A 24,077-nucleotide genomic window follows, 5' to 3' on the forward strand; every position below is an offset into this window, starting at 1 on the left:
GGACTTCTGGAAGGCTCGTGGGGGGCTCGGTGGTGCGATCGGTGCACCGACGGCGTCGCCCACCGGTTCGGCCGATTCAGGTTGGACGCAGACCTTCACGAAGGGGCGGATCTCGGTGAGCCCCACTGGTGTCGTGACCAGCTCACCCTGATCACCCGCTCGGCGCGGGCTGCCGCATACCGAGCGCGTCGAGTGCGCAACATGCCCGTATCGATGAGTCAGTCGCAGTCGACCTCGTAGAGCACGAGTTCGCCCTCTGAGGCGACGAGGGCCAATGCAGCACCGCCGTCGAGTTCGGTCAGCCCGGGGTACTTCTCGGCGCGTCGGTCCTCTTCGAAGATGTACTGGTCCCCGAAGTCGAGGACGTGCGTCACCCCGAGGTCGCGGGCGGCGGCGCACGCCTCGTCGGCGCCCTCGGCGAGACCTTCGGCGAGGGCCCAGTATTCGCCGGGGTACGCGCCTCCGACGTGCGGGAACACCGTTCGTACGCCCGTGTAGGCGTACACCAGGGAACTCCCGTTCCAGGGATTGCCCGCGATGACCGCGTTCTCGGGCACGAGGTCGCCGATCCGCCCGAGGAATGCCGCCTCCTCGTCGGTGAGCATCACGCTGTCGTCGTCGAGGCGATACCGGTCGGCGAGGAACCGGCCGCTGTCGGCCACGGTCGTGGCGTACGGCACGCCGATCGCGAGCAGGCTCACGAGGATCATCGTCACGAGCGCGGGCAAGCCGATGCGCCGCGATCGATCGCGTCCGAGGCGGACCCCGCGGGCGACCCAACGGGCGACGCGGACGGCGCCGAGTGCGGCGAACGGGATCGCGAGCACCGGGGTCAGGGCGGCGAGCCGGTAGGAGTCGTTGTACCAGGCGCCGGTGATCGCCGTGCGGAACGGTCCCGTCGGCCACGCGATCGCCACGGCGTAGAGCAGGACGCCGAGGAGGTAGGCCGCAACGGCCCAGCGCAGGCGCGGTCGTCGCAGGGCGACGACGAGGCCGATGAGCATGAACGCGCTGACGACCCACGCGTAGCCGAGGTCGATCGGGCCGTTCGTGAGCGCCTCGCGAACCGCCGCCGGGAAGTTGCGGGTGGGCAGCCACCCGTTGTCGCCGGTCGTCGCCCGGGTGAACGCGAACGCCTCGACCGCGAGGAGGACGGCCGCGGCGGTCACCGCGGCCACCGAGACGAGGGCGCGACGTTCGGGCGCGGCACGCCGGACGCTCAGCACGACGGCGTAGACCACGAGCGGGATGGTGAGGACGAAGAGGCTGAACAGTGCGTTCGGGTGCGCGAGCGTCATCCCGCCGATCACCCACGCCGCGGCGAGGGCGAGGGCGACCGGTCGCAGGCCGAGGGTCGACCGTCGCTGGACGAGTGCTGTGAGCAGTCCGAGGGCCAGCGGGAGCAGGCTCACCGCCAGCAGGTTCGGATAGAGCACGCCGAACCACAGCAGCATGGCGGGGAACGCGCCGAAGACCGCGCTCAGGCCGCCGACGAGCACGGTGTGGAACGGCGCGCGCCCGAACAGGACGCGTGCGAGGAACACGCACGCGACGGTCCACACCACGGAGGCGACCACGAGTGCGACCGCGTTCGTGGCGACGACGACGGATGCGCCGGTCAGCTGCACGACGATCGCGACGAGCGCATGCCACAGGGTCGGGTAGAAGCCCGACGTGCGCCCCGGAGTGGTCATGCTCATCGCCGTCGGGGAGGCGTTGCCCGTGTCCAGGATCCACTGCACCGCGTTCAGGTGGAACAGGGTGTCGTAGCTCTGCGCCGGATCGTCGGGAGCGCCGAACTGGGGGGCGATCCAGAGCAGCGTCAGCGTCGAGCCGAGCACCACCGCGAGCGACTGGACGAGGAAGGGACGTCCCCACTCGTTGCGGCCCTTCGGTGAGGGCGGGATCGTCAGGCGTCGACGGAGCGGAAGCAGCACGAGGGCGACGACGAGGGAGAGCCCCAACGGGACGAGCACGCTCCACGACAGGCCGAGCCACGGCGCGATGACCGAGGAGATTCCGATCGCGGCGACCGTCGAGCCGATCGCGACGCCGACGAAGGCGATGCCCCGGAGCCGGACGGCCGCCGCGATCGGCGCGCCGACGCCGATCATCAGCACGAGGACCGCGGCGAAGACGGGGACGAACTCGAACCAGCTCATCCGAGGTCAGCCTGCGACGTCGGAGTCGGACGACGTGCCGCGGGGTGATCGGTCGAGACCGCGATCGCGCGGGTGTCGAAGGTCACGTGCTCGGCTCCAATTCTGAAAGACGGTCCATCGTACTCGACGCGTCACGGCCTTCCCCGGGATCAGCCGAGTGGGCGGAGGACCGCGTCGGCCGCGGCATCCCCGACCGCGCGAAGCGAGGCGTTGGTCTCGATCCACGCTGCACGGGCGCGCCGCCCCTGCGCTGCGCGCTCGGTGCCGTGCTCGCCGAGCAGCTCGAGCATCGCCTCGGCGACGGACTCGGGGGTGAACGCCGCGTGGACGCCGAGCCCGTGCTCGCGCACGAGCGCCGCGCCGCTGCTGGCGTCCGATCCGGCGAACACCACCGGGGTGCCGCAGGCCGCCGCCGCATACGTCTTGGTCGGTCGGGCGAAGTCGTATCCCAGGCCGGGGGCGATGCTCACGAGCGCGCCGACCGCGCCGCGGATCCACTCCGCGGACTGCTCGGGCGGGACGACGCCGCCGAAGGTGATCGCCTCGGGCGCCGTCTGCGTCGCGAGGGCCCGCAGCTGCGCCTCGGCCGAGCCTTGGCCGAAGAACCGCAGCCGGACATCGGGGACGCGCTCGCGGACGAGCTCCAGGGCCCGGATGAACACCTCGGCGCCCTGCCATTCCGACATCGTCCCGGTGTAGACGAAGTACCTCGTGCCGTCGCCCCCGACCTCCCCGTCGGGGTTGAAGACCTCGGTGTCGATGCCGTTCCCGACGGTGGCGATCCGCTCGGGATCGACGCCGAACGAAGCGATCCGCTCGGTCACCTCGTCGGAGATCGACAGCACCGTCGAGGCGTGGCGCATCGTGACGCCCTCGAGCCAGCGGATCGCGGCGACGACGAATCGCGGCGCACCGATCGCCGCGACGCCGTCGGTCCAGACGTCGGCGGCGTAGTAGGCGTACGGGCGGCGTCGCAGCGCGCTGATCGCGGCGACCACGATGCCGGTGGTCGGAGGCGCCTCGGCGACGGCGAGGTCGTAGCGCGACACGAGGAGGCGGAAGAACAGCGGGATGTCGTAGCTGAGGTACTGGACGTACCCGCGGACGTTCCCTCCGGAGTCTCGGAGCACGGGGAAGCGCGAGATCTCCAGGCCGGGCTGCTCCTCACGGCCCTGCGGGGCGGTGCTCGGCGGAGTCGTGGTGAGCACGCGGACGCTCGCCGCCCGGCCGAGCAGCGAGCGGGTCAGCGCGCGGAGCCGGAAGGCACCGGCGCTCACCTCGGGGGCGAAGAGCCGGGTCGCGAGGACGACCCGGGTCGCGGCGCGGTTCTTCGGAGCCCTCGAGGGCGTCACCCAGCGACCTCGAGGAGCTCGCCGTCCGACTCCGTGTAGCGGGCACCGGTCTGCGGGCACACCCAGACGCCCTCGCCGGCCGGCTCGAGCGGGACGCCCGCCCGGCCCACCCAGCGGATGCGACGGGCGGGAACCCCGGCGACGAGCGCGAACGCGGGGACGTCCTTCGTGACGACGGCGCCGGCGGCGACGGTGGCCCAGGCCCCGATCGTGACGGGCGCGATGCAGACGGCGCGCGCGCCGATCGAGGCGCCGTGCTCGATGGTCACGCCGACGGGCTCCCAGTCCGAGGCGGTCTTGATCGAGCCGTCGGGTGCGATCGCGCGGGGATAGGTGTCGTTCGTCAGCACCGCGGCCGGGCCGACGAACACGCCGTCGGCGAGGTGCGCGGGCTCGTAGACCAGCGCGTAGTTCTGGATCTTGCAGTCGTCGCCGAGGTGCACGCCGGACCCGATGTAGGCACCGCGTCCCACGATGCACCGGTCGCCGATGTCGGCGCCCTCGCGGACCTGCGCGAGGTGCCAGATCTTCGTGTCGTCGCCGATTCGTGCGTCGGGCGAGACGTCGGCGCTCTCCGCGATGGTTGCCACGGTGGACTCCTTGTGCTCAGACGGGCTGGATCCCGGGCGCAGCGGCGCCTCAGGGGCGGGCGTCGGGAAGGTCGCGCTTGGGGTCGATCCGCTCCTCGAGCCGCTCCAAGCGTACCTTCTGGAGTGCGGACTCCTCGGCGAGCGTGCGGGTCTTGTCCTCGAGGTCGGTCAGTTCCGCGCTGTGCTGGAGGTTCACGAGGAAGAGCAGGACGATCGAGACGAAGAAGACGAGGTTGCTCGGCAGGCCGACGCCGACGACGGAGGCGATCCAGGCGACGCTGGCGGGGAACAGCGCCGCGAAGAGCGCGAGCGTCGCCGCGAGGATCCACCAGATGGCGTGCCGTTCCCGGAGTCGTCGCCGCCGGAGCAGTTCGATCACCGAGGCGAGGGCGATCACCGCGGCGGCGACCGAGAGGAGGTAGGTCATCGTGCTCACTGGGACTCCTCGGTTCTCGCGAGCCGCACCTTCGGGCGGATCATCGCGAAGCTGAGCGCCATGCTCGCTCGCGCGAGGTACGCGGCGGCCTTGACCGGATGATGGGAGGGCACGCCGCCCTGCCGGTCGCGCATCGCCACCGGCGACTGCCGGATGCGGAGTCCGGCGCGCGCGGCGATCACGAGGGCCTCGACGGTGTCGCCGAGATACTCGGCGGGATACGTCGCCGCGAACAGCCCGACGGCCCTCGGGCCGCTCGCCTTGAACCCGCTGGTCGCGTCGGTGAGCTTCGTGCGCGCGATCCGACCGATGACCGAGGCGAGGACCTTCATCGCCCATCGGCGCGGGCCGCGGGCACTGTAGTCGCCGGTGCCCGCGAACCGCGCCCCGATGACGATGTCGGCCCGGTCGAGCTCGGCGACGAGCCGAGGGACGTCGCGGGGGTCGTGCTGTCCGTCGGCGTCGACCTGGACGACTGCGGAATAGCCGTTGCGGAGCGCGTAGCGGAAGCCCGCGCGCATCGCGCCGCCGACGCCCAGGTTGAAGGGGAGGTCGACCACGGTGACGCCGCGCGCCCGCGCGACCGCGACCGTTCCGTCGTCCGAGCCGTCGTTCACGACCAGGCAGTCGACGTCAGGCAGGGCGGCGGAAATCTCGTCCAGAACGGGGCCGAGGGCCTGCTCCTCGTTGAATGCTGGCAGCACGATGAGCGGGCGCAGCGGAGTCGAGGGCATGTCGGAGATACTAGCAATGGCAGCCCTCGGCAAACGCGAGCGGAGATCGCTCTCGTCTACGATCGATGCGTGAAGGTTCTCAGTGTCGTCGGCGCTCGGCCGCAGTTCGTCAAGCTCGCTCCCATCGCCCGCGCAGCCGAGGCTGCAGGGGTCGATCACGTCATCGTGCACACCGGTCAGCACTACGACCCGATGCTCTCGGACGTCTTCTTCGACGATCTCCGGATCCCCGCGCCGAACGTCCATCTGGGGGTGGGCTCCGGCAGTCACGGCGTGCAGACCGGGGCCATGCTCGGAGCGCTCGACGCGGTGTTGACCGAGCATGACCCCGACTGGGTCCTCGTCTACGGCGACACGAACTCGACGTTGGCGGCGGCCGTGAGCGCGGTGAAGCTGCACTATCCGGTGGCGCACCTCGAGGCCGGGCTGCGGTCCTTCAACCGCCGGATGCCGGAGGAGCACAACCGCGTCCTGACCGACCACGCCGCCGATCTGTGCCTGGCCCCTACGGATGTGGCGCTCGACCACCTCACCACGGAGGGCCTCGCCGAACGCTCCGTGGTCGTCGGCGACGTCATGACGGACGTGCTGCTCGGTGTCCGTGACGCCGTGGCGGACGAGTATCCGCAGTTGTTGGCCGACGCGGGGCTCGACGAGCGCGGGTACTACCTCGCGACGATCCACCGTGCTGAGAACACGGACCACCCCGCCCGGCTCCGATCGATCGTCGAGAGCCTGTCCGGTCTCGACCGACCGGTGCTGATCGTCGCGCATCCCCGGCTCGTCGCGAAGGCGGCCGAGCACGGTATCGAGCTCGCGACCGGCAGGCTCGTGCCACACCGGCCGTTGCGTTACCCCGAGCTCGTCTCCGTTGTGCTTCGCAGCGCCGGCGTGGTGACCGATTCGGGCGGGCTGCAGAAGGAGGCGTTCCTGCTCGGAGTCCCGTGCACGACAGTCCGCAGCGAGACAGAATGGGTCGAGACGGTCGAACTCGGGTGGAACGTGCTCGCCGAGACGCACGACGCGATCTCCCGGGCGGTTCAGCGTCCAATGCCCACCCCTACCGACGTGCAGCCGTACGGCGACGGTCGTGCGGCCGAGCGCGTGATCGACGCCCTCCTCGCCGGCGCGGGCTGAGCGCGACCGCTCGAATCCCGCCGGATACCGCGCGCGTGATGCGCGGCGTTCGGCCGTTCGAGGAAGCGCCGCCGAGGCGCTGCGGTTTTCGGACGAGGTAGTCTTGGCAGACGTCCCTTGTGCCATACGGCAGAACTACATCGAAAGGTGGGCGCGTGAGCGGTCCAGAGTTCATCCCTGCGGCGAAGCCGATCATCGGCGACGAGGAGCGGGCAGCGGTCGACTCGGTGCTCCGTTCTGGAATGGTCGCGCAGGGCCCTGAGGTCGCGGCATTCGAGCGCGAGTTCTCCGATGTGCTGCTCGACGGCAGGGCCGCCGTGGCCGTCAACTCCGGGACGTCCGGACTGCACCTCGGGCTGCTGGCCGCGGGCGTCGGCCCCGGCGACGAGGTGATCGTGCCGTCGTTCACCTTCGCCGCGACCGGGAACTCCGTCGCGCTGACCGGTGCGACGCCGGTGTTCGCCGACATCGAGCCCGCTCACTTCGGGCTCGACGTCGCGTCTGTCGAATCACGGATCACCGAGCGCACCGTCGGTATCATGCCCGTCCACCTGTACGGCCACCCTGCGGACGTCGCGGGCCTCGGCGATCTCGCCCAACGCCGTGGGCTGAAGCTCTTCGAGGACGCGGCGCAGGCGCACGGCGCAACGGTCGACGGCAAGTCCGTCGGGACGTTCGGCGCGTTCGCCATGTTCAGCCTCTATCCGACGAAGAACATGACGTCGGGCGAGGGGGGCATGGTTTCGACCGGCGACCCCGATATCGAGCGCCGACTGCGACTGCTGCGCAACCAGGGCATGGAGCGACAGTACGAGAACGAGGTCGTCGGCTTCAACGCTCGAATGACCGACATCCACGCCGCCATCGGTCGCGTCCAGCTCACGAAGGTCGGTGCTTGGACTCGTTCGCGTCAGGAGAACGCCGCGTTCCTCGACGCGAATCTGACCGGTGTCGTGGTGCCGCCGGTGGCGCCGGGCGCCGTGCACGTCTACCACCAGTACACGATCCGCGTGCTCGACGACCGTGACGGTTTCGTGAAGGCGCTGAAGGACGAGTACCAGGTCGGCAGCGGCGTCTACTACCCGATTCCGAACCATCGTCTTCCCTCGCTCGCGCCGTACGCACCCGGACTGGACCTGCCTGAGACCGAGAAGGCGGCGAGCGAAGTCGTCTCGCTGCCGGTGCATCCGTCGCTCTCGCAGGAGGACCTCGAGCGCATCGCCGAGGCCGTCAACGCCGTCGCCGGGGCAGGCGCCTGATGGGCGCTCTGCGCGCCGGGCTGCTCGGCGTCGGGATGATGGGTCGGCACCACGCCCGGGTGCTCCGAGAGCTCGACGGCGTCGAACTCGTCGCGATCGCGGACCCCGGCGGCGATCCGCACGGCGTCGCCGGCGACCTCGAGATCCTCCCTGACATCGATGCGCTCATCGCCGAGGGGCTCGATCTCGCGGTCGTGGCCGTGCCCACTCGCTTCCATGAGGAAGCCGCGCTGAAGCTCGCCGCCGCGGGCGTGCACACGCTCGTCGAGAAGCCGATCGCGCACACGATCGACTCCGGTCACCGTATGGTCGACGCGTTCCGTGAAGCGGGCCTCGTCGGCGCGGTCGGTCACATCGAGCGCTTCAACCCCGCACTCCAGGAGCTGCGCAGTCGCATCGCCGCGGGCGATCTCGGCGAGGTGTACCAGATCGCGACACGTCGTCAGGGGCCGTTCCCCTCGCGGATCGCCGATGTGGGCGTCGCGAAGGACCTCGCATCTCACGACATCGACCTCACTTCGTGGGTGGCCCAGAGCCCGTATGAGACGGTCTCGGCTCAGACGGCGTTCAAGAGCGGCCGTGAGCACGAGGACATGATCGCCATGACGGGAAGCCTTGAGAACGGCGTCATCGTCAATCATCTCGTCAACTGGCTCAGCCCAATGAAGGAGCGCGTGACGATCGTGACTGGCGAGAAGGGAGCTTTCGTCGCCGACACGTCGACCGGCGACCTCACGTTCTTCGCGAACGGCACGATCCCGCTCGAATGGGAGTCGATGACCGTCTTCCGCGGCGTGTCGGAGGGCGACGTGACCCGCTACGCGTTCCCGAAACGAGAGCCGCTGCGCGTCGAGCACGAGGCGTTCCGCGACGCCGTGCTCGGCCTGCCGAGCGACGTGGTGACGATGGCTCAGGGCCTGCGCACCCTCGAGGTCGTCGAGGCCGCGCTCCGGACCGCGGCCGGCAGCCGCCGTGCGCAGGCGGCCGATGGCGTGATGGAGCGATGACCGGAGTACGACGCATCGGGGTGACGACGTGAAGCGCATCCTCAAGACCTTCCGTCAGGTCATCCCTCATCTGCCGGAGAATGCCCAGCGCTACATCGTGCGCTATATCGTGCTCTCGTCGTCCCTCGCGATCCTGGATGTCGCGGCGCTCATGCTGCTCGCCGCGTCGCTCGTCGCGATGCTCGGCGGCACCGCGATCCAGCTTCCGCTGATCGGGTCCGTCGGCCAGGACGGATACGTGTGGATCCTCCTGGTGATCTCCGGGCTCATCATCGTCAAGTCGACCGCGGCCGTCCTCATGCAGTGGATGGCGACGCGTCGGATGGCGACGTTCGAGCTCGAGATCGGCGACCGGCTTTTCGAGGCGTACATCCGCGCCCCGTGGGTCGAGCGCCTCCAGCGGAACACGACCCACCTCGTGCGCCTCGCCGACGTCGGCATCGCGAACGTCACCTCCGGATTCCTGCTCCCGTTCATGTCGCTGCCGACGCTCCTGACGACCGCCGCACTCGTCGTGCTCGTGATCGTGGTCGTGCAGCCGCTCACGGCGCTCGTCACCGTGGCGTACCTCGGCGGGATCGCGGTGCTGCTGTACGTGGTTCTCGCGAACCGCACGGTGCAGGCCGGACGCGTGAACCGCGACTACTCGTTCCGCGTGGCGTCCCTCATGACCGACATGGTCTCCGCGCTCAAGGAGATCACGCTCCGCGGGAAGTCGGCCGAGGTCGCGCGGGTCGTCCATGAGGACCGCCGCCATGCGGCCAAGGCGCGCGCCAACATCAACTTCCTCTCCGCCATCCCGCGGTTCGTCCTCGATGCCGCGATCGTCGGCGGGTTCCTGCTCGTCGGTGGGATCAGCTATCTCATCGCGGGGCCCGCGCAGGCGATCGCGGCGGTCGCGCTGTTCGGGGTTGCAGGCTTCCGCCTCGTTCCATCACTCACGGGATTCCAGTCGCTCATGTCGATGATGACGGCGAACATCCCGCACGCCGACGCCGTCCTCCGCGACATCGACGCGTCTCGGCGGTACCAGGAGGCAGCGGAGAAGATCGGACTCGATCCCATCGAGGGCGAGCCCGCCGACCTGGTGCTCGACGAGGTCCGGTTCAGCTATCCGGGCGCCGAGCATCCTTCGCTGGACGGCGTGACCGGCGTGCTGCCCCTCGGTTCGCGCCTCGGAATCGTGGGCTCCTCCGGCGCAGGAAAGTCGACGCTGATCGACATCCTGCTCGGCCTGATCTCCCCGACGTCGGGGCGGGTCCTCCTGGGCGAGCAGAATCTCACCGACGTCATGGCGAGCTGGCGCGAGCGCGTGGCGTACGTCCCCCAGGATGTGGCGCTCTTCGACGCGACCATCGCTCAGAACGTCGCGCTGACGTGGCGCGAGGACTACGACGAGGAACGCGTGCGCTCCGCGCTTTCGCGAGCACAGCTGCTGGACGTCATCGAGGCGCGCCCCGACGGCATCCGCGGCCGTGTCGGAGATCGGGGCCTTCAGCTCTCGGGCGGGCAGCGTCAACGGCTCGGCATCGCGCGCGCCCTGTACAGCGACCCGCTCGTCCTCGTGCTCGACGAGGCGACGAGTTCGCTCGACACCCGGACCGAGGCCGCCGTGACGCGCGCGATCCAGGAGCTTCGTGGCGAGGTGACGGTCATCTCCGTCGCGCACCGATTGTCGACGATCCGCGACTACGACCAGATCTGGTTCATGCGCGACGGAAAAATCGAGGCACGGGGAACGTTCGCGGAGGTGATCTCGGCTGAGCCCGAGTTCGCGCAACAGGCCCGGCTCGCCGGCCTCAACCCCGACGGGACGGAGCTGTGACGAAACCTCGGCTGCTGATCCTCTCGTTCTCGCCGATCGTCTCCGATGCGCGAGTCCTCAAACAGATCGAGGTCTTCCGCGACCGATACGCGGTGACCACGTGCGGCTACGGCCCGGCACCCGCAGGCGTCGACCGCCATATCGAGATGCCGCGCTCCGCGAGCTATCAGGATCTGAACGGACGACTGATCACGCTGCGAATGTATCGAGCCGCCTACTGGCGGATTTCGGCGGTGGCGTGGGTCAAGGCGCACCTTCGCCCGGGCGACTTCGACGTCGTCTTCGCGAACGAGACGGAAGCCGTTCCCGTCGGCCTCTGGCTGAAGCCGAGGTTCGGCGTTCACGCGGATCTCCACGAGTACACGCCTCGTCTCAACGAGGAGCACGCGCTGTGGGCGAAGCGCATCAGGCCCTTCCACGAGTGGGTCTGCCGACACTACGTGACCCGTGCGGGGTCGTGGTCGACGGTCAGCAACGGCCTCGTGCGCGAATACGAGAAGGAGTTCGGTTTCCGTCCGGAGTTGGTGACGAACGCGGCGCCGTACACCGACGCCGAACCGACTCCCGTCTCCACGCCGATCCGGCTCGTGCACAGCGGAGCATGCCTGCGGAATCGCCGGCTCACGGAGATGGTTGATGCCGTTGCACTGAGCGGCGCCGACGTCACGCTCGATCTCTACCTGACTCCGAACCACCCAGATTATCTCGAAGAGCTGAAGGCCCGCGTCGCCGATGATCCTGCAATCACGATCCATGACCCGGTTCCGTACTCCGACCTCCTTCGGACGCTGAACGCCTACGACGTCGGCGTCCACCTGCTGCCGCCCACGAACTTCAACAACGCCTGGGCGCTCCCCAACAAGCTGTTCGACTACGTCCAGGCCCGTCTCGGCATCCTCATCGGTCCGTCGCCGGAGATGGTCGAGTATGTCGAAGAGCACGGGCTCGGTGCAGTGTCGGCCGGGTTCGACGCCGCCGATCTCGCGCGGACGATCGCGGACCTCGATGCGACTCGCGTCGCGGCTTGGAAGGCGAACGCGCACGCAAGCGCGAGAGCGCTCGGTGCGCAGGAGCAGATGCAGAAGTGGCTGCGGCTCGTCGACGGCCTGGTGGCGGACGGGAAGCGACTGTAGCGTGAAAATCGCGCTCACCTGCGGTCCCGTCGCCATCCCGCCGACGTACTTCGTCGTGCAGCACGCGATGCTTCTCCGCGACCGGCATGAGTTCGCCTTGTTCTCGCCGTCGGCGCGCGTGACCGAGGAGGTCGGCATTCCGATCCACTCGGCCATGATGCTGCGCCCGGGATCTCGGATCGACACCCTTCGCGTGCAGGCGGTCCGCGGCCGCGTGACTCGGGACATCCGGCGCTTCGAGCCAGCCGTGGTGCATCAGCATTTCGCGACGTGGAGTCTGCCGGCCGCATCCGCGGCGAGGCGACTGGGCGTCCCGCTGGTGACCACGCTCCACGGATATGACGTGTTCGCGCTGAAGCGCCAGAGCGCCGGCGTCTGGGGTGCCATCACGCGTGCGAACCTGCGTGCGACGACGGCTGGCACGACCCGGTTCCTCGCGGTCAGCCGTTGGCTCGCCGATCGTGCAATCGCGGACGGTATCGACTCACGACGGCTGCGCGTCATGTACCAGGGCATCGACACCTCGTTCTTCACCCCCGGGAAGCCCGGAGCGGAAGGCGACGTCGACGAGCCCGTCGTGCTCTACGCGGGCGGTCTGGTCGAGCACAAGGGGGTCCGCGATGCACTGTGGGCGTCCATCAGCCTGCACGCGACGACGCCCCATCGCCTCCGGCTGGCGGGTGGCGGGCCGCTCGAGGCGGAGGTCAGGTGCGCCGCCCGAGAGCATCCCCACATCGAAGTCCTGGGTCCGCTGTCTCGTGCCGCACTCCGGGAGCAGTATCGAGCGGCGCGGGTGCTGGTCATGCCGTCGCGGAGTTCGGCCGAGTGGTCGGAGGCGGCCGGGCTGGTGTCGCTCGAGGCGCAGGCGTGCGGCACGCCGGTCGTCGCGTATGCATCCGGGGGGCTGACCGAGATGGTCGAGGACTCCGCCACCGGTACGCTCGTGCCACAGGACGACGTCGACGCCCTCGCACTCGCCCTGCATCGCTGGATCACCATGGCCGACCTCGAGTACGGCCACCATAGGTCCGCGGGGGTCGAATTCGTGCGATCGCGGCGAAGCGCACAGGGTGCGGCCGAGGAGCTGTTGTCCCACTACAACGAGGTCACCGCCGCGCGCGGGAACCTCATCGCAGACTGATAGCGTGCTTGAGTGCGCGTGCTCGTAGTGACGACGTGGTTTCCCGGCCCGTGGGCTCCGGGGTCCGGGATCTTCAATCTTCGCGATGTCGAGTTGCTCGCGCTCGATCATGAGGTGACGGTCGTTCATCTGGTCCCGCCAACCCAGCTCGCCCAGGCCCGCGTCGACCAGCTCGGTCGGATCGCCGTGCATCGCGTTCCGATGTCGGTTCGATCCCCGCGATCCATCCGGCGTGCGCGGCGGTACATCGCGGAACTGGCCCTTGAGCACGACCTGCTGCACAGCATGGCGATCTCGTCGCTGCTCCCGCTGGGTGGCACGGCGTTGAAGGTGCCCTGGGTGCACACCGAGCATTGGTCGGGCTTCCTCGCGCCCGAGACCGCGCCCATCGGTGTCAGAGCGATGGGCTCGCTCCTGGCGCGCCGACTGAAGCGGCCCGACGTCGTCGTGACGGTGAGCGAGGCGCTCGTGAGTGCCGTCCGGCGCCACCGTGCCGGCCCGACGATGGTGATCCCGAACCATGTCATGCTCGCACCGAGCGGCGCCGCCCTGGAACGGGAGCAGGCCGATCACATCCGACTGATCGCCGTCGGGGGGATCATCCAGCGGAAGGGCCCCATCATGGCTGTTCGGGCGCTCGCCGGACTCCGTGCCCGTGGGTACCCGGCGACCCTCCGCTGGATCGGCGAGGGTCCGCTGCGCGACGAAGTCATGAGCACGGCCGCGCAGCTCGGAGTGGCGGACCGCATCGAGCTCCAGGGCAGCCTGGCGCCGGAGGAGGTCTCGCACGGCCTGCTCGGCGCCGACGTCTTCCTCCTCCCCACCGAGGGCGAGACGTTCGGCGTCTCGATCGCGGAGGCGTTGACCCACGGCCTCTCCGTCGTGGTCGGCTCGCGCGGCGGCCAGGGGGAGTTCGTGGGCCCGGCGGACGGCGTGCTCGTCGCCGCGCAGGATCCGGGGCTCTACACGGACGCGGTCATCGCGGTGGTGGGCAGTCGGACGCCGGCCACTCCCACCGAGATCGCACGCCGGGCCCAGCAGCGCTTCGCACCGGAATTCCGTCGCGCAGAGTACCTCCGCGCGTACCACCTCGCAGGCAACCCCGAAGGCCACTCCGCATGAATCTCCTGATCATCTCGTTCTCGACCCTCGTCTCCGATCCGCGGGTGCGGAAGCAGATCGACCTCTTCGCCGGCGAGTTCGAGGTGACGACCGTGGGCTATGGGCCGAAGCCGCCGGGCGTGTCCGCGCACCACCGGATCCCCGACGATCGGGTGGCATGGCGCTATCCGCGGCCGGCGGTGATGGCGCGCGCGTACCGATGGGCGTTCGAGCACAATCCCGCGGTGTCCTGGGTCCTCGACAATGTGCGACCCGGTGGCGCGGAGGTCATCATCGCCAACGACGTCGACGCTGCCGGCATCGCCGTGAGGCTCGAACCGTCGCTCGGGTTCCATTCGGACCTGCACGAGTTCGCCCCGGAGCAGAACTCCGAGATGCTCCGGTTCAGGCTGTACGTGGCGCCCTTCCTGCGCTGGCAGCTGCGGAAGTACGTCGCACGGGCGGCATCCACGACCACCGTCTGCGCGACCATCGCGGACCGCTATCGCGACGAGTTCGGACTCGACGCCTCGGTCGTCATGAACGCCCCTCCGTTCGCCGACCTCGAGCCGAACCCGGTCGGAGCCCCGATCCGCCTCGTGCACGCTGGCGCGGCGCTGCGGAACCGTCGGCTCGAAGTCCTCGTCGACGCCGTCGCGTCGCGGACCGATGTGACGCTCGACCTGTACCTGACGCCGAACGACCCGGCCTATCGCGAAGAGCTCGTCGCGCGTGCGGCTGCGACACCCGGGGTGCGCGTGATCGACCCGGTGCCGTTCGACACACTGGTCACGACGCTCAACGCCTACGACGTCGGCCTGCACATGCTCGCCCCGACGAATTTCAACAACGCCTACGCGTTGCCGAACAAGTTCTTCGAGTATGTGCAGGCCCGACTGGGCCTGATCATCGGGCCGTCGCCCGAGATGATGCGCGTCATGGGCCCGCGCGGGTTCGGCACCGCTGCGGCCGACTTCACCGCCGACGCCCTGGCGGCAGAGCTCGACGGGCTCACCGCCGAGCGGGTACGGCAGTGGAAGTCGGCGGCGCACGAGGCGGCGCGTGAGCTGTCGGCCGAGCACCAGGTGCCGGTCTGGCGCTCGGCCGTCGAGGCGATCGCCGGAGAGCGCGCGTGATGCCTGAGATCGAGGTCATCGTCCCGGTGCATACGCCGACGCGACCGATCCGGCGCCTGGCGGCATCGGTGCTTCAGGGGTCCGAATGCGACGTTCGTCTACGGGTGATCGCCCACAACACCGATCCTGCAGGCATTCGCGCTGCGTTGCACGAGCACGCGGATGACCCGCGCGTGGAGGTGACGGCGTTCGATGACGGTGTGCACTCGCCCGCCGGTCCGCTCGCCTTCGCACTCGCCGACGTCTCGGCGCCGTGGTTCACCAAGATCGACTCGGACGATCACCTCGCTCGGGGAGCCCTCGATTCGTGGCTGGCGACCGCGCACCGGCATCGCGCCGACGTGGTGATGCCGCGAATGGTCCAAGAACCGTCCGGCGTGGACTTCCCGACACCTCCCAGAAGGATGCTGCGCACGATGCTCGAGCCGGCCAAGGACCGTCTCGCGTACCGGACCAGCACGATGGGACTGCTCGCGAGCGGGCTCGCTCCGCTGGCGGTGCCCGTGGCAGGTCTGGAGACGGGGGAGGACATCGCGCCGAGCCTGAGGCTGTGGTTCGAATCCGGGCGGATCGCCATGGCGGACCGCGGATTCCCGTACATCGTCGGGGAAGGGGCCGGAGACCGGGTGACGGCGGCGCCGCGTCCGATGCGGGCAGAGCTCGCCTTCGTCGGCCCGCTCGCGCTGGAGGGTTTCTGGGGTCGCCTCTCCGAGGCGGAGAAGACCTCCATCGTGGCCAAGCTCATCCGCGTCCAGCTGTTCGGGGCCGCAGGTAGGTCCGGCGGCTACTGGGCCGATGAGGCGGTCGAGGCCGTGCGCGAGGCGCTGCCGGTCCTGGTCCGGCTCGCGCCTCGCGTTCCGGTCGTGCTCTCCCGCGTCGATTCCGACCTGGTCGGCGAACTGATGAGCGCAGCGCCCGAGCGAGGCGTCATCGACCGTCTCGTGACGGAGCGCCGTCGCTACCTCGGGGTGCGGCCGCTGACCACACGGCCCTATCGGCGCACCCTGGCGAGGGATGCCCCGTTGCGGTTCCTCGCGGCCTCGTTCGCCGCACGCCACTTCCAGCCGGGTCTGCCCGACCGCGGATAGCTCGGATCAGGCGGGTCGTCAGCCTGCCGGCTCCGCCGCGGAAGCCGCCGACGGAGCCGCCGGGTCGGTCGTGCCTTCGGCCATCGACCGATTGCGGCGGTCCGCGATGGCCTTCGTCACCCGGTCGGCGGTGTGCGCGATGATCACCGCCGCGGCGAGCACGTAGAACACCAGACCCGGGGTGGCGTAGCGGAACTGCGTCGGCGTCCCGTTGGTGACGTTGTAGAGCGCGATCCCGAGGATCGCCCCCAGCAGAAGGTGCGACTCGGTACGTCGCCAGAACAGGATCATCGAGGCGACCGCGAGACCGATGAGGAACAGGAGCGTGCGGTCCGCCCGCATCATTGCGGCCGCATCGGACGCGAGGATGTGCAGCAGCATCGCGGGGACGCGCAGTATCGCTTCGCCGAGGGTCTCGGCGCCGGCCTGCTTGAGGAACTGGTCGAGCTGCGAGAACGACGGGAAGACCAGGCTCTGCAGCACCTGACAGCCGACGGCGGTCCCGCCGACGACGATCGCGGGCCACATCCACGGGCTGTTCCGGCGCCCGACGAGCGATCCGAGCAGCCACGCCATGACGAAGGCACCGGCCATGATCAGCGTCGCCTGGCGGGTGAAGGCGGACGCCGCCGTCGCCGCGCCCATGGCCACGAGGAGCCACGGGCTCGGCCGTTCGAGCCAACGCCATGCGGCGAGGAGAGCGAGCACGGCGAAGAGCCCCGACAGCGATTCCGTGAGCATTCCGGTGTGGAACGACATCAGGAAGAGGCTGCCGTTCACCAACAGCATCGTGGCGACCGCGACGACGTTGCCGTATCGGCGCATGAGGATGAGGGTCAGCAGGATCGTCAGTGCGACCGCGGCCAGCAGCGGGACCACCGCGAGCCCGTATGCGCCGAACAGCTTCACGAACGGCACACTCAGGACCGGATACACGACACGGGGCTGGACGAGGCCCCAGCCGAACAGGTCGTCCACCGGCGGGACCGGGATTCCCCGCGGGTCGGCGAAGTCGACGGTCAGATCGCGGGCAGTCTCGGGATCGGCTCCGCCGAAGAGGTACGCCATCGCGAGGTAGTAGCGCGAGTCGGGGAAGAAGAACCGATACCAGCGTATGAACGTGACGTAGGTGATGAGGAACGTCGCGGCAACGATCGCCCAAGTGAGGATCGCGCCCGACCGGGCGCGAATGTACGCGACGATTGCTGATCCGGTCATGGCGACTCACGCTAACACGTCGACGTCACCCGGGCCGCATCGGGGATTCCCGAGCAGGGCGACCGGGTCGCTCTGGGTAGGATTGACGTCGGTGAAGATCATCAAGCGGCGGGTCGGGGTTCTCAGTTCCTGAGGGGAGCGCCCGCCGCGAGGGCGGCGGTCGCTCTCCGATGCTCCCGGCCGAGCTCGCCGACGATCTCGGCATCACGGCACCCGACCACGCCCCACGCTCTCTCGCCGCACCTCCTCGAGAGCGCAGGGCCAGCCACGCTATCCGAGGACCACTGATGACCCACGCCGATGCACCTCCCCTCCACCGCGCCGTCGAACGGGTAGTCGCTCTCGACGGACTGCGCGTCGCCGCGGTGCTGGGGGTCGTCGCCATCCATGTGACCGGGATCATGGTCTCGAACCCGGAGATCTCCGGATCGCTGTCGTGGTGGTTCGCCCTCGCGGTCAATGCGGGGAACATCTGGGTCGTCCCCGTGTTCGTGATGGTTAGCGGAGCGCTCCTCCTGGGGGAGGGCACGCATCGAAACGGACCCGCGTCGTTCTTTCGTCGGCGCCTGCTCCGACTGGGGCCGGCCTTCGTGTTCTGGCCGCTGTTCTACATCTTCGTCGTGAGAATGCTCATCAGCGGCGCGGAACTCACCCCGCTGGGCGTGGTCGGGCTGTTGGCCGCAGGAACCCCGTACACCCACCTCTACTTCCTCTTCCTCATCGTCGGCCTCTATGCGGTGGCGCCGGTGCTCGCCGCCTTCCTCCGTGGCGGGGGAGAGGGGCGAGCCCGGATCTTCGCCGCATCGGCGCTGGCCGCCACGATCCTGACCTACACGCTCGCCTCCGTGTTCACCGCGATCGGCCAGCCGCAGTCGATCGTGCTCAACGCGCTCACGCAGTGGCTCCCCTACGTGGGCTACTTCCTCGCGGGGTGGGCGTTGCGCGTGTTCGTTCCGAGGGGGACCACCCTTGCGGTCGTCGTGATCGCCACCGTCGGACTTCTCGCGGAGATCGTCTGGCAGTCCGGGACGCGCGCCGACCATCCGACCCTGAACGCGGTGCTTCCCCTCGGCTATCTCGGGTTGGCGACCGCGCTCGCGGCGTGCGGTGTCTTCCTGTCGTTCCAGGGCATCTTCGCGGCCGTCGCGCTCCCGCCCCGGGCACGCCGTGTGCTTGCCACGCTGTCGGACGCCGCGTTCGGCGTCTTCCTCGTGCACTTCGTGGTTCTGATCCTGGTTCGGATGGCCGCCGTCGCGCTCGGTGGCGCCGTGACCAGTTCCTTGATCGTCACCGTCGTCATCTGGGCGGTGGTGGTTGCGATCTCGTTCGCGATCAGCCTGACCGCTCGACGGGTGCCCTACCTGAGACGGCTGTTCTGACCTTCGTGCGGGCGACCGTGGAAACCGGACTCAGCGCGCGACGTGCGGATCGTCGGCGAGGACCCGGCCGAGCTGCTCCCGGAGGATGCGCCCCGATTCCGAGGCGAGTGCGTGGTCGCGCACCCACTGCTGACCGAGGCGTGCATACCTCGCGGCGAGCGCCGGGTCGTCGAGGAGGGCGCGCAGATGCGCTGTCACCTCATGCGCCTGGGTCACGAACCAGGCCGGTTCGTCCCACTCGGGCAGGTCGGGTTCGGCGGACGGATCGGCGCTCTGGAGCACCGCACAGCCGGCCGCGAGTGCCTCGACCCCGAAGACCCCCGGCACGAATGCGTAGAACTGGTTCAGCACGATGTGCGCGTCGCGAAGCGCAGCGACCACACGTTCGTGAGGCACGTCGAGGAGCTCCTCGTAGTCGAACTCACGGCCCTCGTCGCGAAGGGCCTGCACAGCGGCGCGAACGACCTGGGTCCCCTTGATGATGGGCGACGAGGGCGCGTGGAGCACGCGGAGGCGGACCGGAGAGGAGAACTTCGCGCTCGTATCCTGGACGCCGTCGTCGGGATAGAAGTAGAGGAACGGCAGCGTGGGCCTCGTGAGATACGACCGCTGATCCATGCGCATGCTGTAGATCAGATCCGCGTGGCGATCGGCGGCCCGCGCCGCGCGGCGGGTCTTCTCGTCGAAGTCCGCCGAGACCGTGGCACGATCGGCGAACCCCTGATACGTCGACACGTTGGGCCTGCCGAGCGTGGTCTCGAGCTCTTTCATGAGCTTCGGCGACCGGATATCGGTGCCGGTGAAGACGCAGACGATGCGCGCGCCCCTCCGCTTGAGGAAGCCGAACTCGTACTCACGGGAGTCGTCGAGCCTCGTGAGGTAACCCGACCGGCTCACATACACGAATCCGCGCGCGCGCCGCGCCAAGCGACCCAGGATCCACGGGCCTGCGTACAGGCGCCGAAGTCTGCCCCGGATGCCGCCGACGCCCATGTCGACCTCGGTGTCGTAGGCGAACGAGTAGAACGGATGCCGGACGAGGTTCACGGTGTGCGAGTCGGGGATCTGGTCGGCCAGTTGGCGCACCATGGTCGCGACCTCCTGCGGCCCGACCACCCACGAGACCTGCGCATCGCCCGCGCCGCGCCGGTGCCACGCATAGCTCGCGTGCAGCGCCGCCCTCTGCGCGAACCGCGGGAGGGCTGCGCGCGCCTGATGGAGGTATCGGAGCACGTGCCTCGCCTAGCCTGCGCGCACCGAACGCGACTCCGCGAGCGTGCTGCGAAGCGCATCGACCACGGAATCCACGTCCGACTCCGTCATCTGCGGATAGAGCGGCACGGTGAGTGCCTGTCGGTGCGCCCGGGTGCTCGAGGGGAGCGCCTCATCGGCGATCGCGAAGCGGTCGCGGAAGTACGGCTGCAGGTGCATGGAGTACGTGCCGAGCGTCGTCTCGACGTCGCGAGCCTTAAGCGCGTGGATGACGGCATCGCGGTCGAACGCCTCGTCCAGCATCAGGACGTACGACTGGAAGGTGTGGGTCCGGTCATCGGGAACGGCCGGCGTCGTCAGGCCGTCGACCTCGGCGAGACGATCGTCGTACGCGGCGGCGAGGCTGCGTCGTCGCTCGAGGATGTGATCCAGCCGTTCCATCTGCGCGATCCCGATGGCGGCGTTGATGTCGCTCAGGCGGTAGTTGTAGCCGGCGTCCACGAAGGACATGTAGGTGTCCCCGCGGACCGCACCGTGGGTCCGGAGGACGGCGATGCGGTCGGCCACTCCGGCGTCCGAGGTGGTGATCATCCCGCCCTCGCCCGTGGTGATGATCTTCCGAGGGTGGAACGAGAAGACGCCCGCAGTGCCGAGGGCTCCGGCCGCGACGCCTCGGTACGTGGCGGCGAGGGCGCACGCGGCGTCCTCGATCACCGGAAGGCCGTGAGCGGCCGCGACAGCGTTGATCTCGTTCATGTCCGCGGGGAGTCCGAATGCGTGGACCGGCATGATGGCGGCGGTGCGCCCGGTGATCGCCGCTTCGAGCTTCGTCGGATCCATGTTGAAGGTGGCCGGATCGATGTCCACGAACACCGGTACCGCGCCCTGCTGGATGACGGCGTTGGCGGTCGCGGGGAAGGAGTAGTCGGGGATGACGACTTCGTCGCCCGGCTGCACCCCGCAGGCGTGCAGCGCGAGATGGATGCCCGTGGTCGCCGAGCTCGTCGCGTAGGCGTGGTCGGTGCCGACCAGCTGCGCCACGAGCGCCTCGAACTCCTGCGCTCTCGGCCCCTGGGTGAGGAAGCCGGTCGCGAGCACCGATCCGACAGCCTCGAGCTCGGCCTCGCCGAGCAGCGGAACGTTGAGCCTCACGCGAGGATCTCTTCGTACCACTCGACGGTCTCGCGCAGCGCCTCGTCGCTCAGCACCGGCGGGTGATGGCCGACGTACGAGACCAGTCGGCTGACGTCGGCGAGGTGGCGGCGGACATCGCCCGGCCGCTCCTCCACGTGCACCACCGGGTGATCGGGCCGACCCATGATGGCGAGGACCTGGGCGACGAGGTCGTTGATCGACGTGCCCACGCCGGTCGCGACGTTGAGCTCCAGTCCGCGGCACTCGGGGTTGTTGAAGATGTCGATCGTGAGCTCGGCGGTGTCGCGGACGAAGGTGAAGTCGCGGGTCTGCTCGCCGTCGCCGAAGATCGTGATCGGCTGTCCCGTGCGAACGCAGCGGACGATGATCGGGATGATACCGGCGTACGAACCCGGATTCTGGCGAGGCCCGTAGTTGTTGAAGGGGCGGATGATCGTTGCGTCGATCCCGAAGGTGCTGACGTATGAGCGGATGATGTGGTCCTCGGCCGACTTGCTCGCCGCGTACGGGGTCAGCGCATCATGCGGGTGCTCCTCGTCCATCGGCACATACCGTCCGGAGCCGTAGGCCTCGGAGCTCGAGAAGTGCACATACCGCTCGACGAGCCCTCGGCGCGTGATCTCGCAGAACGTCGTGGTGATGCCGATGTTCGTCTGCATCGTCCAGTGCGGGAACGTGAGCGAGGTCGGCAGCGGCACGACCGCGAGATCGAACACCGTGTCGATCTCGTGGGTCGTCACGACGTCCTGCATCGCGGCGAGGTCCGAGGCGTCGAGCCGGATGATCTCAAGGTCGTCGCATCGCGCGAGCGCGGGGGCGAGGTTCCCCTCATTCCCCAGGAAGAAGTTGTCGACGACGACGAGCTTCGCAGGGTCTTCCGAGATGAGCCGATCGACGAGGTGGCTTCCGATGAACCCGGCGCCGCCGGTGACCAGGATGGAACGGTTTGCAAGCGTCAACGAGGTGAACTTTCGATAGGATTGCCTGGCGATCGCGGCCAGCGGACCAGAGGCAAGGCTACCATCCGCCCGCGCGCGCACATCAGAATCGGGGATCGTCATGGCAGTGTCCGAGGCATCGGGTATTCCCGCCAACCCCTACAACCCGCACGCCTGGCTCATCGGCGACCCGGAGATCGGCGAGGGTTGCTGGATCGGGGCGTTCTGCGTCATCGACGGCAGCGGCGGGCTCACGATCGGCGACGGCTGCGACGTGTCGTCGGGGGTCCACATCTACACGCACTCGACCGTCGCCCGCTGCGTCTCGGGTCGCGCCCTTCCCATCGAGCGACGGGCGACGACCATCGGCAGCCGCGTCCACATCGGGGCGAACGCCGTAATCCTGATGGGGTGCGAGATCGGGGACGGCTCGATCGTCGCCGCCGGCGCGATCGTGAAGGAGGGCACCCGAGCACCTGCGGGCAGCCTGCTCGTCGGGGTGCCGGCCCGAGTCATCCCCGATGCCGCCCTGAAGTTCGACCCGTCTCGAAACCCCTCCGCCGATTCGTGATCGAGGGGGCGCCAGCATCGTCCCGTCATCCGAATATGATGGAATTCATGCGTATCGCCGTCGTGGCCCTCGGAAAGATCGGGCTTCCCCTCGCCGTCCAGTTCGCCGACTCAGGTCACGAGGTGATCGGGGTCGACGTCAACGCCGATGCGGTCGCTTCGATCAACGCCGGGATCGAGCCGTTCCCGGGCGAGGCGGAACTGCAGGAGAAGCTCTCCGAGCTCGTCCCCGCCGGCCGGCTGCGGGCCACGACCGACTACTCCGAAGCCATTCCGCAAGCGGACGCGGTCGTGATCGTCGTCCCGCTCTTCGTCGACGACACGACGTGGGAGCCTGACTTCGGATGGATGGATGCCGCGACGCGCTCGCTCGCGGAGCACCTCACCCCGGGCACGCTCGTGTCGTACGAGACGACCTTGCCGGTCGGCACCACCCGAGGGCGCTGGAAGCCGATGATCGAGGAGATCTCCGGGCTGGTCGAGGGGGAAGACTTCCACGTCGTCTTCTCGCCCGAGCGAGTGCTCACGGGGCGCGTCTTCGCCGACCTGCGCAAGTACCCCAAGCTCATCGGAAGCCTGTCGGACGAGGGGACCAGACGGGCGCGGGAGTTCTACGAAGCGGTCCTGCAGTTCGACGAGCGCGATGATCTGCCCCAGCCGAACGGCGTCTGGGATCTGGGCAGCGCCGAGGCATCCGAGATGGCGAAGCTCGCCGAGACGACCTACCGCGACGTCAACATCGGGCTGGCGAACCAGTTCGCGCTCTTCGCCGCCGCGAACGGCATCGATGTCTACCGCGTGATCGAGGCGTGCAACTCGCAGCCCTACAGCCACATCCACCGCCCAGGGATCGCTGTCGGCGGGCACTGCATCCCGGTGTATCCGCGACTGTACCTCGCGACCGACCCCGACGCTGACATCGTCCGCACTGCGCGGGTGCTGAACGCGTCGATGCCCGAGCGTTTGGTCGCGCAGGCGGAGAGCGTGCTCGGCTCGCTGGAGGGTCTCCGCACGGTCGTTCTCGGCGCCGCGTACCGCGGCGGTGTGAAGGAGACCGCGTTCTCCGGGGTGTTCCCGACCGTCGAGGCACTCCGGTCCCGCGGCGCAGTCGTGACTGTGCACGACCCGCTCTACTCCGAGGATGAGCTCGGCGCGATGGGCTTCGTACCGCACACGCTGGGCGCCGAGGTCGATCTCGCCATCATCCAGACCGACCACGCCGACTATCGCGTGCTCGCGCCGGACCAGATGCCCGGGATCCGGCTGCTCGTCGACGGACGTAACGCGACGGATGCCGCAGTCTGGGCGGGGACTCCGCGCCTCGTCGTCGGCGCGGGCTGAGGCCCGGCCGCCCCCTCGTCGTCGTCGCGTCGGCCGAGATCCGGCCGAGGTCGTGCCCCTCGCAAGGACGTCCGCGGGCCCGGCCGCAGTCGCGGCCTCTCGTATGCACCGGCGGATGCTCGGCCCGCGGGCCGAGCAAACCCCCGTGCCAAAGCACGACAGA

General features: G+C 69.2%; 21 protein-coding genes. 12 read left to right on the forward strand and 9 right to left on the reverse strand.

Annotated elements, in window-relative coordinates; all coding sequences use genetic code 11:
• Positions 1–218 precede the first annotated feature (218 nt).
• The 5 genes from ACFVTH_RS13625 to ACFVTH_RS13645 form a co-directional block, all read right to left on the reverse strand.
• Positions 219–2,162 (reverse strand): DUF6541 family protein, encoded by a 1,944-nt coding sequence (locus ACFVTH_RS13625; RefSeq protein ID WP_387091755.1) that lies wholly within the window; start codon positions 2,160–2,162, stop codon positions 219–221.
• A gap of 149 nt (positions 2,163–2,311) precedes the next feature.
• Positions 2,312–3,514, reverse strand: a complete 1,203-nt coding sequence (locus ACFVTH_RS13630) for a glycosyltransferase family 4 protein (protein WP_387091758.1) — start codon at positions 3,512–3,514, stop codon at positions 2,312–2,314.
• Positions 3,511–4,104 (reverse strand): DapH/DapD/GlmU-related protein, encoded by a 594-nt coding sequence (locus ACFVTH_RS13635; protein WP_387091760.1) that lies wholly within the window; start codon positions 4,102–4,104, stop codon positions 3,511–3,513. The genes ACFVTH_RS13630 and ACFVTH_RS13635 overlap by 4 nt, the downstream gene beginning before the upstream one ends.
• A 49-nt stretch (positions 4,105–4,153) precedes the next feature.
• Complete coding sequence (locus tag ACFVTH_RS13640) at positions 4,154–4,531, reverse strand: DUF2304 family protein (RefSeq protein ID WP_387091887.1); 378 nt, start codon at positions 4,529–4,531, stop codon at positions 4,154–4,156.
• Between the two features lie 5 nt (positions 4,532–4,536).
• The gene (locus ACFVTH_RS13645; protein ID WP_387091763.1) at positions 4,537–5,274 is read right to left on the reverse strand and encodes a glycosyltransferase family 2 protein; all 738 of its coding nucleotides are present in this window, start codon (positions 5,272–5,274) and stop codon (positions 4,537–4,539) included.
• A 69-nt stretch (positions 5,275–5,343) separates the two neighbouring features.
• On the opposite strand from ACFVTH_RS13645, the gene wecB reads away from it, so the two are divergent.
• From wecB to ACFVTH_RS13690, 9 genes are all read left to right on the forward strand, one after another.
• Entirely contained in the window at positions 5,344–6,411 is a 1,068-nt protein-coding gene (wecB, locus tag ACFVTH_RS13650) for a non-hydrolyzing UDP-N-acetylglucosamine 2-epimerase (RefSeq protein WP_387091766.1), read from the forward strand.
• A 155-nt stretch (positions 6,412–6,566) separates the two neighbouring features.
• Positions 6,567–7,670 (forward strand): DegT/DnrJ/EryC1/StrS family aminotransferase, encoded by a 1,104-nt coding sequence (locus ACFVTH_RS13655; protein WP_387091769.1) that lies wholly within the window; start codon positions 6,567–6,569, stop codon positions 7,668–7,670.
• The gene (locus ACFVTH_RS13660; RefSeq protein WP_386937466.1) at positions 7,670–8,677 is read left to right on the forward strand and encodes a Gfo/Idh/MocA family oxidoreductase; all 1,008 of its coding nucleotides are present in this window, start codon (positions 7,670–7,672) and stop codon (positions 8,675–8,677) included. The genes ACFVTH_RS13655 and ACFVTH_RS13660 overlap by 1 nt, the downstream gene beginning before the upstream one ends.
• A gap of 28 nt (positions 8,678–8,705) precedes the next feature.
• Positions 8,706–10,502, forward strand: coding sequence for an ABC transporter ATP-binding protein (locus ACFVTH_RS13665; RefSeq protein WP_387091772.1), 1,797 nt, complete (start codon positions 8,706–8,708; stop codon positions 10,500–10,502).
• 92 nt (positions 10,503–10,594) lie between these two features.
• Positions 10,595–11,635 carry a glycosyltransferase family 1 protein gene (locus ACFVTH_RS13670; RefSeq protein WP_387091775.1) on the forward strand — a complete coding sequence of 347 codons (1,041 nt, stop codon included), beginning with the start codon at positions 10,595–10,597 and terminating at the stop codon, positions 11,633–11,635.
• Position 11,636: 1 nt separating this feature from the next.
• Complete coding sequence (locus ACFVTH_RS13675; RefSeq protein ID WP_387091778.1) at positions 11,637–12,776, forward strand: glycosyltransferase family 4 protein; 1,140 nt, start codon at positions 11,637–11,639, stop codon at positions 12,774–12,776.
• 12 nt (positions 12,777–12,788) lie between these two features.
• On the forward strand, positions 12,789–13,898 hold the full coding sequence (locus ACFVTH_RS13680; RefSeq protein ID WP_387091781.1) for a glycosyltransferase: 1,110 nt from the start codon (positions 12,789–12,791) through the stop codon (positions 13,896–13,898).
• A complete protein-coding gene (locus ACFVTH_RS13685; RefSeq protein ID WP_387091784.1) occupies positions 13,895–15,013 on the forward strand; it encodes a glycosyltransferase family 1 protein in 1,119 nt (372 codons plus the stop codon). Before ACFVTH_RS13680 ends, ACFVTH_RS13685 begins: the two co-directional genes overlap by 4 nt.
• Entirely contained in the window at positions 15,013–16,101 is a 1,089-nt protein-coding gene (locus tag ACFVTH_RS13690; RefSeq protein WP_387091786.1) for a glycosyltransferase, read from the forward strand. The genes ACFVTH_RS13685 and ACFVTH_RS13690 overlap by 1 nt, the downstream gene beginning before the upstream one ends.
• Positions 16,102–16,119: 18 nt before the next feature.
• Here the strand turns inward: ACFVTH_RS13690 and ACFVTH_RS13695 are convergent, their stop codons facing one another.
• Complete coding sequence (locus ACFVTH_RS13695) at positions 16,120–17,319, reverse strand: hypothetical protein (RefSeq protein ID WP_387091788.1); 1,200 nt, start codon at positions 17,317–17,319, stop codon at positions 16,120–16,122.
• 287 nt (positions 17,320–17,606) lie between these two features.
• On the opposite strand from ACFVTH_RS13695, the gene ACFVTH_RS13700 reads away from it, so the two are divergent.
• On the forward strand, positions 17,607–18,698 hold the full coding sequence (locus ACFVTH_RS13700; protein WP_387091791.1) for an acyltransferase: 1,092 nt from the start codon (positions 17,607–17,609) through the stop codon (positions 18,696–18,698).
• Between the two features lie 30 nt (positions 18,699–18,728).
• On the opposite strand, the gene ACFVTH_RS13705 is transcribed toward ACFVTH_RS13700, so the two are convergent.
• The 3 genes from ACFVTH_RS13705 to ACFVTH_RS13715 all read right to left on the reverse strand — a co-directional run bounded on the left by ACFVTH_RS13705 (position 18,729) and on the right by ACFVTH_RS13715 (position 22,024).
• Entirely contained in the window at positions 18,729–19,691 is a 963-nt protein-coding gene (locus tag ACFVTH_RS13705) for a glycosyltransferase (protein WP_387091792.1), read from the reverse strand.
• Positions 19,692–19,940: 249 nt separating this feature from the next.
• Positions 19,941–21,083 carry a DegT/DnrJ/EryC1/StrS family aminotransferase gene (locus ACFVTH_RS13710; RefSeq protein WP_387091795.1) on the reverse strand — a complete coding sequence of 381 codons (1,143 nt, stop codon included), beginning with the start codon at positions 21,081–21,083 and terminating at the stop codon, positions 19,941–19,943.
• On the reverse strand, positions 21,059–22,024 hold the full coding sequence (locus ACFVTH_RS13715; RefSeq protein ID WP_387091798.1) for a dTDP-glucose 4,6-dehydratase: 966 nt from the start codon (positions 22,022–22,024) through the stop codon (positions 21,059–21,061). The genes ACFVTH_RS13710 and ACFVTH_RS13715 overlap by 25 nt, the downstream gene beginning before the upstream one ends.
• A 100-nt stretch (positions 22,025–22,124) precedes the next feature.
• Between ACFVTH_RS13715 and ACFVTH_RS13720 the strand changes: the two genes are divergently transcribed.
• Positions 22,125–22,574 (forward strand): acyltransferase, encoded by a 450-nt coding sequence (locus tag ACFVTH_RS13720; RefSeq protein ID WP_387091800.1) that lies wholly within the window; start codon positions 22,125–22,127, stop codon positions 22,572–22,574.
• A 47-nt stretch (positions 22,575–22,621) separates the two neighbouring features.
• The gene (locus ACFVTH_RS13725) at positions 22,622–23,914 is read left to right on the forward strand and encodes a nucleotide sugar dehydrogenase (RefSeq protein ID WP_387091802.1); all 1,293 of its coding nucleotides are present in this window, start codon (positions 22,622–22,624) and stop codon (positions 23,912–23,914) included.
• Positions 23,915–24,077 lie beyond the last annotated feature (163 nt).

This window comes from Agromyces sp. NPDC058104 (genome assembly GCF_042884835.1).
Taxonomy (GTDB): domain Bacteria; phylum Actinomycetota; class Actinomycetes; order Actinomycetales; family Microbacteriaceae; genus Agromyces.

Bases quoted from the DNA above. Each gene is read 5' to 3' on its own strand.
- ACFVTH_RS13720 (WP_387091800.1), top strand. From the start codon at position 22,125: ATGGCAGTGTCCGAGGCATCGGGTATTCCCGCCAACCCCTACAACCCG.
- ACFVTH_RS13690 (WP_387091786.1), top strand. From the start codon at position 15,013: ATGCCTGAGATCGAGGTCATCGTCCCGGTGCATACGCCGACGCGACCG.
- ACFVTH_RS13685 (WP_387091784.1), top strand. From the start codon at position 13,895: ATGAATCTCCTGATCATCTCGTTCTCGACCCTCGTCTCCGATCCGCGG.
- ACFVTH_RS13695 (WP_387091788.1), bottom strand. From the start codon at position 17,319: ATGACCGGATCAGCAATCGTCGCGTACATTCGCGCCCGGTCGGGCGCG.
- ACFVTH_RS13705 (WP_387091792.1), bottom strand. From the start codon at position 19,691: ATGGGCGTCGGCGGCATCCGGGGCAGACTTCGGCGCCTGTACGCAGGC.
- ACFVTH_RS13700 (WP_387091791.1), top strand. From the start codon at position 17,607: ATGACCCACGCCGATGCACCTCCCCTCCACCGCGCCGTCGAACGGGTA.
- ACFVTH_RS13645 (WP_387091763.1), bottom strand. From the start codon at position 5,274: ATGCCCTCGACTCCGCTGCGCCCGCTCATCGTGCTGCCAGCATTCAAC.
- ACFVTH_RS13660 (WP_386937466.1), top strand. From the start codon at position 7,670: ATGGGCGCTCTGCGCGCCGGGCTGCTCGGCGTCGGGATGATGGGTCGG.
- ACFVTH_RS13725 (WP_387091802.1), top strand. From the start codon at position 22,622: ATGCGTATCGCCGTCGTGGCCCTCGGAAAGATCGGGCTTCCCCTCGCC.
- ACFVTH_RS13625 (WP_387091755.1), bottom strand. From the start codon at position 2,162: ATGAGCTGGTTCGAGTTCGTCCCCGTCTTCGCCGCGGTCCTCGTGCTG.
- ACFVTH_RS13640 (WP_387091887.1), bottom strand. From the start codon at position 4,531: ATGACCTACCTCCTCTCGGTCGCCGCCGCGGTGATCGCCCTCGCCTCG.